12 protein-coding genes and 1 pseudogene are annotated in these 14,683 nt (G+C 65.1%); 8 read left to right on the forward strand and 5 right to left on the reverse strand.

Translation table 11 applies throughout. The annotated features are described in order from the left end of the window. Positions 1–66: 66 nt before the first annotated feature. Positions 67–837 (reverse strand): IS21-like element helper ATPase IstB, encoded by a 771-nt coding sequence (gene istB, locus BN159_RS00250; RefSeq protein WP_015654839.1) that lies wholly within the window; start codon positions 835–837, stop codon positions 67–69. After that, a complete protein-coding gene (gene istA / locus BN159_RS00255; protein ID WP_456339965.1) occupies positions 834–2,186 on the reverse strand; it encodes an IS21 family transposase in 1,353 nt (450 codons plus the stop codon). The genes istB and istA overlap by 4 nt, the downstream gene beginning before the upstream one ends. Positions 2,187–2,234: 48 nt before the next feature. Here istA and BN159_RS47620 point away from each other — a divergent pair, with 48 nt between their 5' ends. From BN159_RS47620 to BN159_RS00265, 3 genes are all read left to right on the forward strand, one after another. Next, a complete protein-coding gene (locus BN159_RS47620; protein ID WP_078598972.1) occupies positions 2,235–2,828 on the forward strand; it encodes a CHAT domain-containing protein in 594 nt (197 codons plus the stop codon). 244 nt (positions 2,829–3,072) lie between these two features. Further along, entirely contained in the window at positions 3,073–3,348 is a 276-nt protein-coding gene (locus BN159_RS00260; RefSeq protein ID WP_015654841.1) for a hypothetical protein, read from the forward strand. An 88-nt stretch (positions 3,349–3,436) separates the two neighbouring features. Next, positions 3,437–4,345, forward strand: coding sequence for a Mom family adenine methylcarbamoylation protein (locus BN159_RS00265; RefSeq protein ID WP_015654842.1), 909 nt, complete (start codon positions 3,437–3,439; stop codon positions 4,343–4,345). Positions 4,346–4,486: 141 nt separating this feature from the next. On the opposite strand, the gene BN159_RS00270 is transcribed toward BN159_RS00265, so the two are convergent. Continuing rightward, on the reverse strand, positions 4,487–5,521 hold the full coding sequence (locus BN159_RS00270) for a hypothetical protein (RefSeq protein ID WP_157901046.1): 1,035 nt from the start codon (positions 5,519–5,521) through the stop codon (positions 4,487–4,489). Between the two features lie 88 nt (positions 5,522–5,609). On the opposite strand from BN159_RS00270, the gene BN159_RS00275 reads away from it, so the two are divergent. Beyond that, on the forward strand, positions 5,610–6,653 hold the full coding sequence (locus BN159_RS00275) for an IS630 family transposase (RefSeq protein WP_197541366.1): 1,044 nt from the start codon (positions 5,610–5,612) through the stop codon (positions 6,651–6,653). A gap of 2,182 nt (positions 6,654–8,835) precedes the next feature. On the opposite strand, the pseudogene BN159_RS46655 reads toward BN159_RS00275, so the two are convergent. Together BN159_RS46655 and BN159_RS43325 are read right to left on the reverse strand one after the other, a co-directional pair. Further along, positions 8,836–9,378 (reverse strand): annotated as a pseudogene (locus BN159_RS46655) (hypothetical protein); the annotation flags it as partial. Then, positions 9,375–9,683, reverse strand: a complete 309-nt coding sequence (locus BN159_RS43325; protein ID WP_015654845.1) for a trypco2 family protein — start codon at positions 9,681–9,683, stop codon at positions 9,375–9,377. The pseudogene BN159_RS46655 and the gene BN159_RS43325, both read right to left, overlap by 4 nt. Before the next feature lie 874 nt (positions 9,684–10,557). Between BN159_RS43325 and BN159_RS43330 the strand changes: the two genes are divergently transcribed. The 4 genes from BN159_RS43330 (at position 10,558) to BN159_RS00300 (ending at position 13,856) form a co-directional block, all read left to right on the forward strand. Next, positions 10,558–11,634: an IS5 family transposase gene (locus BN159_RS43330; RefSeq protein ID WP_231905538.1), complete on the forward strand. Its 1,077-nt coding sequence runs from the start codon at positions 10,558–10,560 to the stop codon at positions 11,632–11,634. A gap of 624 nt (positions 11,635–12,258) precedes the next feature. Continuing rightward, positions 12,259–12,699, forward strand: a complete 441-nt coding sequence (locus BN159_RS00290; RefSeq protein WP_015654848.1) for a hypothetical protein — start codon at positions 12,259–12,261, stop codon at positions 12,697–12,699. Further along, the gene (locus tag BN159_RS00295) at positions 12,696–13,385 is read left to right on the forward strand and encodes a hypothetical protein (protein WP_015654849.1); all 690 of its coding nucleotides are present in this window, start codon (positions 12,696–12,698) and stop codon (positions 13,383–13,385) included. Before BN159_RS00290 ends, BN159_RS00295 begins: the two co-directional genes overlap by 4 nt. Positions 13,386–13,391: 6 nt before the next feature. Then, on the forward strand, positions 13,392–13,856 hold the full coding sequence (locus tag BN159_RS00300) for an SLATT domain-containing protein (protein WP_015654850.1): 465 nt from the start codon (positions 13,392–13,394) through the stop codon (positions 13,854–13,856). Positions 13,857–14,683 lie beyond the last annotated feature (827 nt).

Genomic DNA, 14,683 nt, shown 5'->3' on the forward strand with positions numbered 1-14,683 from the left:
GCGAGATCACCTGTCCTCGTACTCTTCTGAGTGCACCACCGAGTACGGAGATATGTGCACCACTGCTCAGGCCACGTCGGTGTCCCGCTCGATGGCCTGAAGGCGGTTCTTCAACCGGTAGCTGTTGCCGTTGATGGAGACGACTTCGCAGTGGTGCAGGAGGCGGTCGAGGATGGCGGTGGCGAGGACCTCGTCGCCGAAGACCTGGCCCCACTCGCTGAAGGTCTTGTTCGAGGTCAGGATGATCGAGCCCTTCTCGTAGCGCTTGGAGATCACCTGGAAGACCAGGTTCGCCTCGGCTCGTTCGAGGGGCTGGTAACCGACCTCGTCGACCACGAGGACGCTGGGCCGCAGGTAGGTGCCGAGCTTGTTGACCAGTCGTCCGGCCGCCTCGGCGGTCTTGAGGTTGCGGACCATGTCGTCGAGGGTCGTGAAGTAGATCGAGTAACCGGCCCGGCAGGCCGCGACCGCGAGGGCGACAGCGATATGTGTCTTGCCGACTGCGGGCGGACCCAGCAGGGCCGCGTTGGCCTTGGCCTCGACGAATGCGAGGGTGGCGAGGTCCTTGACCTTGCGCGGGTCGAGGTCGGGCTGGAAGGAGAAGTCGTACTCGTCGAGCGTCTTGTGGTGCGGCAGCCGGGACAGTCGCAGGCCCTGGCGGAAGCGCCGGTCGTCGCGGACCGCGAGTTCCTCGGAGAGGACCAGGTCGAGGAAGTCGAGGTAGCCCATCTTCGCCTCGTCGGCCCGGCGGGTGAACTCGGTGATGGTCTCCGCGAGATGGGGCAGGCCGAGCTTGCCGGCCGTGGTGCGGATGCGGTTGCCGGTCAGCTCGCTCAAGAGGGGTCCTTCGTTGCGGAGTTGGTGGTGAAGGGGCGGGTGCCGGTCAGTTCGTCATAGACCGACAGCGGGCGGCGGCCGACCTCGACGCTGGCGGCAGCGGCCCGGTTCAACAGGGCTTGCAGCGGGCCGGCTTCGCGGCCCAGAGGCCGGTCATGGCGGGGTTGAGGCACCACATCGCCGGTGGTGACGCGACGGTTGTCGCCCTTGGGCAGGCCGTCCCAGTGCTTCTCGTCGACGACGCGGGTGCCGCGGCCGGCTGCCCGTGGATGGACGGCCAAGAGGCTCTCGCCGCCGGCGTCGGGGACGGTGGAATGCAGGCTGATCTGCGACTTTGTGGCCCGGATCTCGACCAGTTGACGGGGACGGACCTTGCGGGCAGGCACTGAGTAGAGGTTCGCGTCGAAGGCGACCAGGCAGTCCTTTCCGACGTGCCGCAGATGCCGCTGGGCGACCACATACGGCGTCGCCGGCAGTGGCCGCAGGGCCACGTGATCGCGCACGGCCCGGTGCCCGATGATCTCGCCGTGGGTGCCGTGCACCTTCGCCCGCCGCAACGGCACCCAGGCCAAGAAGGCGGCATTCATCTCGTCGATCGAGGAGAAAGCCCGCCCGGCCAGCACGTGGTCGCGGACGATCAAGACTTGCCGCTCGACCCGGCCCTTCCCCGTCGGCCGATAGGCGGCCAGGACGTCGATATCAAAGTCGTAGTGCCCGGCGAACGCGACCGCTTCCGGATGCAGCGGAACCGCCTCACCAGGGGCGACGTGCCGGCGCACGACGGTCTTGGTGCGGTCGTAGACGATCGTCAGCGGCACCCCGCCAAAGTGCGCGAACGCCTGGCGGTGGCAGTCGAAGAAGCTCGCCAGATCCTGGCTGGTGGTGAAGCAGCAAAACGGATCACGCGAGTACGACAGCGTCATGTGAAACGAGTAGACCTTCGGGATCCCGACATGGGCCAGGATCTTGCCCTCATCACCCCAGTCGACCTGGGCCTGAGCGCCCGGGACCACCTCGAACCGCCGGTGCAGGCCCGCCAGTTCACCCGGGCTAATGCCGAGATCCTCCGCGATCCGGGGCCGGGCCTCCTGGAGATAGATCTTGACCCGCTGATAGTTGATGGTGACCCCGTACTCCGACGCCAGACGCTCGTGGATCACCGACGCCTTCAGCAAGACCTCCGACCTGAGCATCCCGTCGATCAGCGGGGCGACCTCGTCGACCACCCGTCGCTGCTGCCGACCCTCGGACGTTCGTCTCGGCGGCGCGACGGGAGCCTCGCCCGACAAGTACTTCGTGACCGTGCGGCGGTTCAGCCCGGTCTCCTTCGCGATCTCCCGCAGGCTCATCGCACCGGACTCGTACAGACCGCGGAACCGCCTCAACTCCAGCCACCGATGCGGGTCCAAGACCACCTCAGCCGCCCCTCTGCCACCCCGAAACCGACGACAGAAGACTCGCGGCACCCACCCATCACCGCATCAACTTTGGTGCACTCTCATCCGTACGAGGTGGTGCACGATCACTTGTACGCGGACATCACCCGACTCCGGTACCAATTTTCACCGAAACTGGTCTACCTATCGGGATGCGGGACTGCACAGAGCGGGACACGACTGGCGGACGAAGCCATCCACGTGTCCTCTGCTTTTCAGGTGAGCGGCTTTGAGCACGTGATCGGGACGCTCTGGCCGGTCCACGACAGGGTGGCAGCCAGCATGGCAGAGGCTTTTTATTCGCAAGTTCATGCCGGCCTGGCCGATCCCGCCTTCGCCATCCAGCAGACCGCTCGATGGCTTCGAAACCGCTACCCGGCAGCGCCAATACTGTGGGCCCCCATGATCCATCTCGGCATATCGCGGGGGAGCCCAAACGAGTCAAGTCCCATGGTCGAGTCTCCGGCCAGCGAAGCCATGGTTGCCTTCATACCGCAGGATCGCAGCAGGGGAACGGTGACGGGAACCGCAGTCCCCGTGGCGAATGAACGGTGAGATACGAGCTGGGTGATCACTTCCCGTCACCTTCCCGCGGCGAAGTCCTGGTGTGACTTTGCCACTACTTACCGTGTCGTTCCGTCTCCCTGCCTCGTCGAAGTGATCGTCACACTTCGCTCGCTCGTTGTGCCACTCGACTCTGCTGCGGGAGCCGACACCCTCACAGCCTGAGGGCTGAAGGCTGAAGGCTGAAGCAACGCCTACTGCCAGCCATGCTGTAGTCCGGAAAAGCCTGTCCTGCGTGTTCTGCGTCCTGGCCCCCTTCGACGTCCTCGTGCGCGCCGCCCGTCTGTGCTGGGCCCTCGGCCTGCCGCTGCCCGCCCGCTACCGCGACCTGGAAGCGAAGATCGGCCACCGCTTCAAGCAGAGTCACAGCCTCGCGGAGGTCTACGCCGAGGCCGAGCGCCTCGAGCTCGAGGAAGGCCCGCTGGTCTGGAACCGCGGCGACGCCGTCCGGCAGCACCTCGGCGCCGGCGCAGCCGACGACTACCTGGCCCGCGTCGCGCTGGCCGCCTGATCCCCTTCACCCCACCGCCCGCCCAGGGGCCGCTGGCCACGCGGTCCGGCCCCTGGGACTGGCGGGCCCTGCCCACAAGGAGACCCCGGTGAGGTCCACTGACGCCTCGAGCTCCCGCGAGCAGCTGCCCTTCTCTATCCAGACGGAGATCCCGACCGCATCCGACTGGTGCCAAAGGTGGCAGCAGCGCACACCGTCATGGAGGCACGTCAGCGAAGGAGGCTTTGACGCCCGCCGCTACACGGTCGAGCCGCTGCCCGAGGAAGAGGCCAAGGCCTTCGTCCTCGCGCACCACTACTCCGCCTCCTACCCCTCGGCCAAGGAGCGGTTCGGCCTCTACCTCGTTGCCGGCGGAGAACGCCGGCTGTTCGGCGTAGCGGTGTTCGGCGTCCCCGTCAGTGAGGCCGTGCTCATCAAGCCGCTTCCCGAGCTGGTCCCGTACGTCGAATCCTTGGAGTGCTCGCGCTTCGTCCTGCTGGACGAATGCCCCGCAAATTCGGAGAGCTGGTTCCTCGCGCGGACGTTCGAGGCGCTGCTCGCCAGGGGTATGCGCGGGGTGGTGTCCTTCGCCGATCCGGTGCCCCGCCGCAGTGACCGCGGGGCCCTGATCGCGGTGGGGCACGTCGGGACGATCTATCAGGCGTCGAACGCGGCCTACTGCGGCCGGGCCACCGCCCGGACCGTGAAGCTGTTGCCGGACGGCACGGTCTTCAACTCGCGAGCGGCCCAGAAGATCCGCAGGCAGGAACAGGGCTGCGAATACGCCGCTGCACAGCTCATCCGGCTCGGTGCGCCCGTGCCGCGGGCCGGCGTCGACCCCGCGCTCTGGCTGCGGGACGCCCTTGTCGCGGTCGGCGCGAGGAACGTGAGGCACGCCGGTCCGCACCGCTTCTGCGGACGGTTGTCGCGTGTTGCCGTTTGGGTGAAGACACTATCAGGACGGAGGAGCACGTCGCCGATGAACGCCATCCAAGACGTCCTGCCTTCGACGACTTGACCGAGATCCCGACCACTCGGACAAGTGCCAGCAGTGGCGCGGGAAGCGGCCCTCTTGGCGCCACCTCAGCGAGCGCTCGATACCCTCGCCAGCACGAAAGAATGGCCTGATCAGACGCCGTTCGATCCGCGGTATGCAGGTTCAACGCTGGCAGTAACGACCGTGCCGGGCATGCGGTGTGCGGTTGGCCGCTTGAGTGCCCTTCTTGCGGGGGTGAAGCCCAAGCTTTACCGGTTTGTGTGATCGCTGAGGTGGCTCGCTCAGGCCGTCGATGCTCTCCAAGTCTTTGTCGATCCGTTCCAGCGTGTCACCGACTTCGGCACGGCCCGGCTCATCGGCACCGAGTTGGAGGAGGCAGCTCCTGACATCCTCGACCACATCGCGGGCCTCTTTGAAACGACCCTGACGGGTCAGGGCCTGGACCAAAATGGCCTGCGCCTGGGTCATGTCGAACTGGGTTTGCCATGTATGCCTATCAATGCCCTTGTAGATCTTGATCGCATTCATTGCGGCTGTCTCGGCTGGATCGAAGGCCCGACTGGGTCGCTCCGGATAGAAGCGCTTGTCATTGTTTCCCTGGGTCACCAAGATCTCTGCTTTAAGCCGGTAAGCTGCAGCCTGGGAGAGGCGGTTGGCCCGTCTGTCGTCAAGCCGCATACTCTCGTACAGCGTCAGCGCTTGATCGATCCTGTCGCGAGCTTCGTCGAGATCCGCCTCGAGATCCCTGACCTGTTCACTGGGTGCCGGGATCTCAGACGTAAGCACCTGCGGCAGTTGATTTGATTGCTCGCGTGCCCGCCCAAGAAACCCGGCCGCCAAGTGCCTCAGCGCATTAGCGTGATGAGGGCGGACGGCCTCGCGATATTGCTGCTCCAAGGTCTTATAATGGATATCCACAGCCTCTTCATGCAGTTTGATGCTATCGTTCCACTCCGCTTTGGCTTCATGCTGGGATCCACAGATGGACAAGGCCAGGGCATAGTGGCGCCGCCAACGACCGGGACTCCGACTGAAAAGGTCACTGTACTTCGCACAGGCATCTTTGGCTGTGCTCAAGGCGTCATCTTTGGATCCATTCTTGCCAAGTTGCCAGGCCAAGGCCCGCAGGGCGAACGCTTGTTTACCCTTGATTTCTTCTTCTTCGGCTTCGGTGACCTTCGGCAGTCGCCGGGTCACCTTGCACGCACGCGTGGCGGCTTGCAGAGCTTCCCGGTGTCGGCCTATTGATCCGAAACGGTAGATGTTCTGGGTCGTTGATCCCTGCGTGAGTGAACTGGTGGGGGACGCAAGGCAGTTGTCGCCGTCGGCTCAGGAGGCCCTTCGACTGCGAGCGGTGGCCGCGTTGGTGGCGGGCCGGGACCGTGAGGATGTCGCGGCGGTGTTCCGGGTCTCGCTCAAGGCGGTGGACAATTGGTGGGCGAAGTGGCTGGCCGGCGGGCGCGAGGCGCTCGTGGCTCAGCCGCGTGGACGCCGGGTCGGCGAGCATCAGGTTCTCGACGCGGTCGAGCAGCAGGCGATCCGGCAGGCGGTTCTGGATCACCGCCCCTGTGACCTGGGGCTGGCCGGGCAGCTGTGGACGCGCGCGGGAGTGGGGGGCCTGATCGCGAAGCTGTACCGGGTGCGGCTGACCGAACAGGGGGTGGGCAAGTACCTGCGCCGCTGGGGCCTGTCGTTCCAGCGCCCGGACAAGCGGGCCGTCGAGCAGGACGCGGAAGCGGTCCGCGTCTGGCGGGAGGAGACCTGGCCGGCGATCCGCGCGAAGGCGAAGACCGAGGGCGGGGAGGTGCTCTTCGCCGATCAGGTCGGCATCCGTTCCGACCAGGTCACCGGCCGCACCTGGGGTGAGCGGGGCCGCACACCGGTCGTGCACCGCACGGGCAACCGGTTCTCCGTCAACGCGATGTCCGCGATCAGCACGAAGGGCCGCATGCACTTCATGGTGTTCACCGAGACCTTCGACGCCGACGTCATGTGCCGCTTCCTGGACCGGCTCGTCGGCCACTTCGACCACAAGGTGCACCTCGTCCTGGACGGTCACTCCGCGCACCGATCCCGCAAGGTCCGCGCTTGGCTGGCCGATCATCCGGACCGGATCGAGCTGCACTTCCTGCCGTCGTACTCGCCGGAGCTGAATCCCGACGAGCTGGTCAACGCCGACCTCAAACGGAGTCTGCCCATGCACAGCCGGGCCCGCGACCAGGCCCAACTCGCCGCCGAGACCCGCAGGTTCTTCCACCGCCGCCAACGTCAGCCACATATCGTCCGCGGCTACTTCGGCGGCCCGCACGTCCGCTACATCCTCGAATAGAACCGATTGAGTTTCGGATCAATATGTCGTTGGCGGCCGTTGCGTACGTGCACAGGCCCTTGGCAAGTCGGAAAGCGTCCACTTGCGGTGGGCTCTCTTGGTACAGCTCGTCGAACAGCCGCACGGCATCCCGAGCCTGATCGTGGGCCTCCTCGAAACGACCAACTTCGTCGAGGCGATCGGCAAGATCGCTATGTGCCTCTGCCAGCCCTCGCTTGTGTTCGGGCGATGATGTCGTCTGTGCCAGTGCACGGTGGGCGTACACAGCCTCGTAGGCGATCTCGCATGCCCGGTTCCGGAAACCGGAATTGGCCAGGTACAAGGACCACCGCTGAAGAGCAGTGGCAAGTCCCACCGTTTTTTCATCGGTATGGGGCGCGTCGTCGCGTTGGTAGTAGGCAACTGCATGATCCGCTATGGCCGTTGCTAGCTCAAGGAGGACGTCCGGACAGGACTCGTCGAGTTCCGTCAGCACCTCAGCAGCGATGGCCTGGGCTTCCCCTTTCTGCAAAATCGTGTTGAGCGCCGCCGCCAGTGAGGCCCCGATGGCCTGGGCAGTTCCGTCCTCATCATTCTTCGCCACCTTCTTCACTAGCCGAAGCAAAGGGGTGGCATGTGCGCGTAGTGCACGCTCGAGAACGCCGCGGGCCGTCTGGATGTGTGAACTCGTCCCTGGGATATCGGCACTCGTACGGTGGCTCTCCCCCTCGCTCTCCGCAGTGACCTGCAGTAGCTGCAACACGTTGAGCACCTGGTGCGACTGGTCTACCGGGCAGTACGGGATTCCCGGGCCGGCCCCTTCGACGTCGAGCAGTTGCGAAGCGAGCTCGGGAAAGGCCACGAGCATCCTGGCTCCGACGCGCTCGGCCAGGCGCAGCGGCTGGAGAGGACGCAGGTATCCCTCGCCCGTGAACTGTGTGTGCTGCCATCGGGCGAATGCGCGCCGCCGCCATTCCGGCTCGTCGGCGAGGTCGGGGACAAGCTTCAGTCGGCGGGACGCCTCTGTCTCACCCCTTCCGCCTGACTCACCCGTTCCATCTGCCGGACCAGCAGCCACGGCCATGCTCGCAATGGCGACGACACGTTCGAGAAGCACGGCGTCGTCGGGCAGCCCAGCAGATCTTGCCGCCTCCTGCCACCTCTCTCGCTCCACATCGATGGCGTAGTCGAGCAGAGCCTCCACCCGTGAGCGCAGTGCTGGAGCGGTGGAAACAACCGGGCTCTTGTCCATTTTCGCGCGCGCGTCAACCAAAGCCTGAATCAAGATCAGAAGATAGCTCTCAAAATCGCGACTTCCGAAATCCGGATCAGGAAGGGTGTCCCTGATTCCGGTGGGCACTTCGTCACCTGAGGAAGCAGCCTTTTCCTGCCCCGTCGCTTCGCCCTGTGCCTTCTGCTGATACCAGAATTCTTTCTGCTGGTACCAGATTTGGAAGGCCTCGACAGCAGCGTTGTAGACGTCCTTTCGACTACACTGGGCCAGCGTGATGAGCGGCGGAGGATCTCCGCTGTCCACAAGAGACTCATGCCGACGCCGAATTGCTTGCCACCAGGGGCCCCCACTGTGTCCCACTGCGAGAATCCGCAGCCTATTTGGGCGGTCGGATTGCCTATCTACTTCGGCAAGGAGAGCCTCTAGTTGGCCTACATGAGCGTCGGCGTCGTCGACGACCAGCAGACGCTTCTCGTCCAAAGCGCACACCTGGGAGAAGTCAACGCGTAGCGGGTCGACGATGCCAGCAACCCAGCCTTCAGCACCCATGACGCGGCACACTTCGCGGGCTAGGCGAGTCTTGCCGACGGCGCCACCTCCCGACAGCAATCGCATGCGGATCTTTCTGGGCTGTCGACACCACTCGGTCAACTGATCCCGTTCACGCTTGCGTTCATCACCGCAGAAGGGCACGACGTCGTATCGGGCCTGCAGGAGATCGGCCTCCGACCACTGGCCCGGGGGAGGGAGAGGACTGTAGGGCGGCTTGAGCACCCCATGTCCAGCCCATACCGGATCGGTTAGAGCTTCGTCGGTTCTCCGAACCTGGTATTGGCGCAAACACGCCTTCGCGTCCTCATTGCCGCGCTCACCGAAGATCCACTCAACAGGAACGGCCTGGAGCCGCCCCTCAACCGACGGGCGATCCTCCGTGATCACGCCGAGCAAGTAGTCACCGCTGAACAGAGCCGCACCCGACATGCCGCCCCACAGCGACGCGGCCACGCTTCTCACTGGAGTCCCAGTGCTGATCTGAAAATGCAAGCGCTCTGTTGGTGTTTCGGCATCGTGGGCGGTTCGACTGCCGGTCCGGGGAAGTACAAATCCCCGGGCATCTTCGACGTTCATGTATTGCTGGGTGTCCACCATTGACGTAGGAAAGCCGAGTGCCTGCGCCGGAACCTTGTCCTCGCCCACGAGTCGACCCAATCGAACCTCGCCGCACCCCTTTCCGCACAGGGCCAGCGGATCAAAGGCGGTCCCTTCATGAATGAGTAGTGCAAAGTCGAGAGCTTCCGGGCCGCTCTTCACTGCAACCTTAAAGGTGGAACTCTCAGCCAGGTCGTATCGTCCGTGTTTGTCGCGGCTGAACCTGAGTACCTCTGCCTCGGAACCTTCAGACTCCACGCAATGCCCGGCAGTTAGCACCAAGGTGGGCGCAAGAAGGTAGCCCGAACCGCGAGCGTTATCCAGCAAAACCGATACCAGACGCTCAGCGTCCGCGCCGATCATTTTGCGCGCTGACCCTTGACGAGGGTACCGGGAGGAACATCGAGATTGAGCTTGATGCGCTGCGTGGTTGCCTTGCTTCGATCCATTCCGCCAGTGGCCTCGATAACCCAAAACCTGACGCCACCTTTGCCTCCACCCTCGACCGTCACCTGGACCGTGGCCTCAAGCTCGACACCAGACACGCCAAAGCGCAACTCTTCCTCTGCACTTTCCTGCTGCGCCGTCTCTAGTTCCGTACGAAGCGCTGAGATCATCTGGTGTAGCTGCAGTCCGTTCCGCTGCTCGCCGTCACGTTCGTTTGTCATCGCGGGCTCCAATTGATGGCGTTCCGAGCGCTTCCGACCACGCACCGTTCTACGCATTCACCGAGTAACAGGGCAAAGCCCTCTCGGGCAAAGGCCGCATGGGGCTGTGCTAGATCTGTCATGAGGTAGATCCGCGCAACCGGCGACTGGGTCTTCCGCAGCCATGCACGGTCCAGCGATAGAGGCACGCCGTACTTCACGCGACGGTTGGGCCTGCGGAAATGTTCTACTTCCCAGTCTTCACTCCGGACCGGGCACTGCAACTCGATCACGCGGTGTGCCGATGCATTCAGTGCCGACGTAACGGGACTGCGGGCAGGACATGAACGCTGCATCCCCGGTGATCCGGTCTGCGACGACCTGTGCCTTGCGCAGCAAAGCTGTGAGGAGGATCTGCGGGCCATACGCAAGGATGGCCCGCAGCCGGAGTCCACCGAGAGCCGTCTGGATGCCCCTCGACGATGCGGGTGATGAGGGTGCATTCACCCCGACTCCGATAGTTTGTACGCCTTGGCTACCAGGTCGTCGTAGTTGGGTCGGAGTTTGACAGCGTGACCTGCGTGGCCATCGAGGAGTGCTGACCTGCTCAGCACCCTGAAGAACCTTAGACGCCATCCGCTTATCGATCAGGGGGCTGGCCTGGTCGAACAGGGTTCCTGATCGGGTGATCGCGTGAGGGCCGACGCATGGCAGCAGGGCCTCTTGGTAGTTCGGGGGTGCGATCCCAACCGAGTACCAGGAGGCCCTGTTGCCGCAGTCTTTCGCGTCCGCGTGCGTGGAGTCCAACTCGCTGCCACCGTCGTGTGACTGCCTCGCGCACAGGTTCGGCAACGCGGCGGACGGGCCGGACCGCACCTCGAGTTATGGCTCCGACATGACGGAGGCGGAGTGGCGGGTCGTGCGGCCGTTGCTTCCGGTTCCGGCCTGGCTGGAAGGGCGAGGCGGGCGGCCGGAGGGCTATTGCCACCGCGTGATGCTCGACGCGGTGCGCTATGTCGTGGACAACGGCGTGAAGTGGGCCAACCTGCCCGCGGACTTCCCGCCGTATCGCCGCGTGCATGCCTTCGCCCGCCGCTGGCAGGTCACGGGGCTGCTCGCCGAACTCCACGACCGACTGCGCGACCGCGTCCGGGCCAAGGAAGGCCGCTCGCCGGACCCGACGGCCGCGATCGTGGACTCCCAGTCGGTGCGGGCGGCGGTGAACATCCCGCGTCCGACGTCGGGCTGGGACGGTGGGAAGAAGGTGGGCGGCCGCAAACGTCACCTGGTGGTGGACTGCCTCGGTCTGGTCCTGACCGTCGCAGTGAGTGCGGCAAGCGTCCAGGACCGCGACGCCGCAGTCCCGCTGCTTCAGCGGCTGCGAGGGCAGTACTTCTCTATCCGACTGGTGTGGGCAGACGGCGGCTATGCCGGCCGGCTCGTCGACTGGGCCCGCGAGAAGCCCCGGCTCACCCTTCAAATCGTCAAACGCACCGACGACACCGCGGGGTTCGTGGTGCTGCCGCGCAGGTGGGTGGTGGAAAGGACGCTGAGCTGGCTGATGCGCTCGCGTCGCCTGGTGCGCGACTACGAAACACTGCCGGCCATGCACGAAGCCATGGTGCTGTGGTCGATGACCACGCTCATGAGCGGCCGCCTGGCCGGACGCCGCCCGGCCGGTTTCAGACGGCCGGCACCGGAGAGCGGTGAACACACCCGGCCGCACCTGCAGAGCCCACCCCCCACTCCACCAGGCGTTTCGCCTTCGATCGCAGTCCCTCGACCTTCGCCGGGACGGCCTCCAGTCCCAGCGCGACGGCCAGTTGCTGGCAGCGCATGCCCTCCCGGCCCGCTTCAGACTCCAGCACCGACAAGATCCGCTGGTAGTCCGGCGCGAGGGCTGTCGCCGCCATGCCCGTCTCCCGCCGGGGCACCGTCGAACCCGCCACCGTGCTTCCCGTCGGCTCCGTAATCGCGGAAGGCGGCCCGGCCCAGTACCTCGGTCACTGTCACCCGGGCGTCCACCAGCCGCTGAAGCACACCTTCCGCCTCACCGAGCGCGGCCTGCACCCGCTCGGCCTCCTCCCTCAGCCGCGCAATGTCTTCCCGGACCCTCTTCTCCCTGGCCTCCAGCAGACCGAGCACCGACGTCACCAACGACCCCCACGAGCCAGACGAGCGGACCAACCACGCCCATCCCTCCCGCCACCAACGAGAGTTCATGCCCACCCACCCGAACTCAACGATCACGTTCGGAAAGCGGATGGCGTCTCAGCACAATGCAGTCGGATCCCGCATCAAGCCGATGGGCGGAGCAACTGCCACCGGACACGCCGCTGAAGGCACCAGAGGACACCTTCGATGAGTTGGCCGAACGCCGGGACGAATGCGCCGTACTCCTGATGGGTGACGCAGAGCTCTTCCGACCATTGTCGCCTGGCCGAAGCCTGCTGACTTTGGCATCGACTCGGCCGAACGATGACCTCGTGAGCCACGGAGGCAACCGTCCGCCTGAACGGCAGGACACCGCGTGCCGCGCTGGGTATAACCAGATGCTGTGCGACTCTACAGGGGACAAAAGGAGTGGCGGCCGGACATGCAGATCACGGCGCCGTCACTGCGGTCGGGATACTTCGACGACCCGACGGCATGGACCGAGATGCAAATCGACCTGTTCACGAGGTTGTTGAGGGCGTCGGACCGCGGCGACAAGAAGGCGCAGGGCCATCTGGAGGACCAGCTCCTGCACATCCAAAGCGCCAAGCATGCCAACCCGTTCGTCTCCTGCAGTCACAGGTGGTCAATCGCCCTAAGTTTTGCCCTGTTCAACGACACGCCGGGCTACGTGCTGACCATCGTGGGTAGAGGGCCTGGGTTCGACATTGCGGCAGTACGGGAGAGGCACGGCTTGTTTGGGGACGCCGTTGACCACCTCGTCGAGTTCGGGGTACCAAGGGCGCTGGGCGACGACTTCACGGTGGAGCAGGTTCACTACGTCCAACCTTTCGGCCGAGCGACGGAGGTGGTCTTCCCATGAGGGTGTCCTCGGCTGGCCTACCCGAGGCCTTCGGCTATTTCGCCTGGGCTCTCGAGAACCTCCCTGCAGTGTCGGGAATCGCCGAGTCGCTCGCCCGCGACAGCGACGAACCTCTCGATGAGCTGGATGACGCGGTGCGACGTTCGTTCCTCATCGAGACCAGACAATTGCCCGAGACCTTCGACCGCTTCCCGGAGCGCGGACGATGGTGGTCCGCGTGGCAGCCGCGTTGGAATTTACCGGAAGAGCCTGATCTACCCAGGCCCACGGACTATGTGGACACCGTCGGGGCCGTGCCGAGCAGGTACCTGAGTGCGCCGGAGCAGTACTTCGGCGCTGACAGCCAGTCGTTGGGCCCCATGGCGGACGCGGCTGCGTACCGGTTGATGCTCAACTGCTTTTTGATGGCGTTCGGGGAGGAACGCAGCTGTCTGCCCTGGCTTGGCGTCCTCATGCTCCGCGGACCGCTTGACCGTCAGTTCACCATCGCCCGCTTCCTGCACCTCATGACGAACGCTGACGGCGTAGACGTCGGACGATACGACAGTCCGCCGAGCCGTGGCCTGGTGCTCGACTGGGCAAGCGCGATCACCCGTGAGAGGGTCTCCTTCCGGGGCTTCTCCCTGGAGCGGGCGGTCGGCGCGTATCGGGCAGCGCTCCGGCGCACCGACCGATGGGAAGGATGAGCCGCAGTGAGCGACGAACCCTCATCGGAGGAAGACGCCGACCCGCTCCGACTCGTACAGGACCAGATCGCTCAGCACATCAAGGCGTTCTCCTCGGCGAAGCGCTTCTTTCGCCGCATGTCCTTGCTGCAGACCGTGAGCACCGCAACCCTGGGCGCGGCAACGACCTTTCTCATCGGCCTCAACCAGATCTACAAACACGGATGGCTGAGCAGTCTGTCGCTGGGCTTCGCAGCCCTTGCGACAGTCTCCGCAGCCTGGACCGGCTGGTATGGCGCCAGGGAATCATGGGTCACGTACCAGGGTGCGCTGAACCGTCTCTACGCGCTGCGTTCTCGCATCGCTTTGGAGTCGACACTGCCCGACGCACCCACCGGGGCCAAGAGAGCGACTGACTATCACACCCAGTGCCAGACGATCCTCGATGATGTCAACGGCCAGTGGCAGCAGAACAGAATGAGCCAACCCTAACGCGAGGCTCACTCATCAGCTGCTGGGCGACGGCTTCAACAAGGAGCAGCTCGGCGACATCCTCGGCACTCGACGAGCTGGGCCTCACCTTCTACTCAGTGGGCACCGTCGCCGGACAGGAAGCCGCCGCACTGGCACTTGCCGCCCGAATGGCGGAGCCGACGAAATGCGGTTCCCAGGGTGACGAATTGCCGGAGGGATCATCGGTCTGGTCCGCCACGGCGGGTTCGTCGACGCTCACGGCCGGCGACAGCCGCCGCCGATTGCACACCGGGAATCTCCACCACCCAATACGGGGCCTACGCCGCACAGACGCCGCGTTTTAGCAGGTCAGCGAGTTCCGTCGGTTGCCCTACGGGGAGCACAGGGTGGCGGCCTTTGCGTACTTGGCCTCCCAGGGACCATCCCCGCGGGCGCGGGGAGCACGAGAAGGACGCCTACAACGCTGCGGCGTGGGTGGGACCATACCCGCGGGGGCGGGGAGCACGCGATCGAGCGGGTGTCGGCGGCGCTGTGCCGGGGACCATCCCGCGGGTGTGCGGGGAGCACTTGCCGGTCGCACCCGACAGGGCTTCAACGCGGGGATGCTCCCCGCGGGTGCGGGGAGCACGTTACCGGTAGGGCTGCGCCTCGCCGTATCACGGGACCATCCCTGCGGGTGCGGGGAGCACATGAACCCGGACCAGGAGGAGAACAGCTTGTCGGGACCATCCCCGCGGGGGCGGGGAACACATAATCGTGATCGCCTGGCAGAGTCCGAGACGGGATCATCCCCGCGGGTGCGGGGAGCACCCCGTGGTGACGTTTCCGAAACCGTCCGGGTTGGG

The sequence above is a fragment of the Streptomyces davaonensis JCM 4913 genome (genome assembly GCF_000349325.1).
GTDB classification, from domain to species: Bacteria; Actinomycetota; Actinomycetes; order Streptomycetales; family Streptomycetaceae; genus Streptomyces; species Streptomyces davaonensis.

Bases quoted from the DNA above. Each gene is read 5' to 3' on its own strand.
- istA (WP_456339965.1), bottom strand. From the start codon at position 2,186: ATGAGCCTGCGGGAGATCGCGAAGGAGACCGGGCTGAACCGCCGCACG.
- BN159_RS47620 (WP_078598972.1), top strand. From the start codon at position 2,235: ATGCGGGTCCAAGACCACCTCAGCCGCCCCTCTGCCACCCCGAAACCG.
- BN159_RS43325 (WP_015654845.1), bottom strand. From the start codon at position 9,683: ATGACAAACGAACGTGACGGCGAGCAGCGGAACGGACTGCAGCTACAC.
- BN159_RS43330 (WP_231905538.1), top strand. From the start codon at position 10,558: ATGACGGAGGCGGAGTGGCGGGTCGTGCGGCCGTTGCTTCCGGTTCCG.
- BN159_RS00290 (WP_015654848.1), top strand. From the start codon at position 12,259: ATGCAGATCACGGCGCCGTCACTGCGGTCGGGATACTTCGACGACCCG.
- BN159_RS00295 (WP_015654849.1), top strand. From the start codon at position 12,696: ATGAGGGTGTCCTCGGCTGGCCTACCCGAGGCCTTCGGCTATTTCGCC.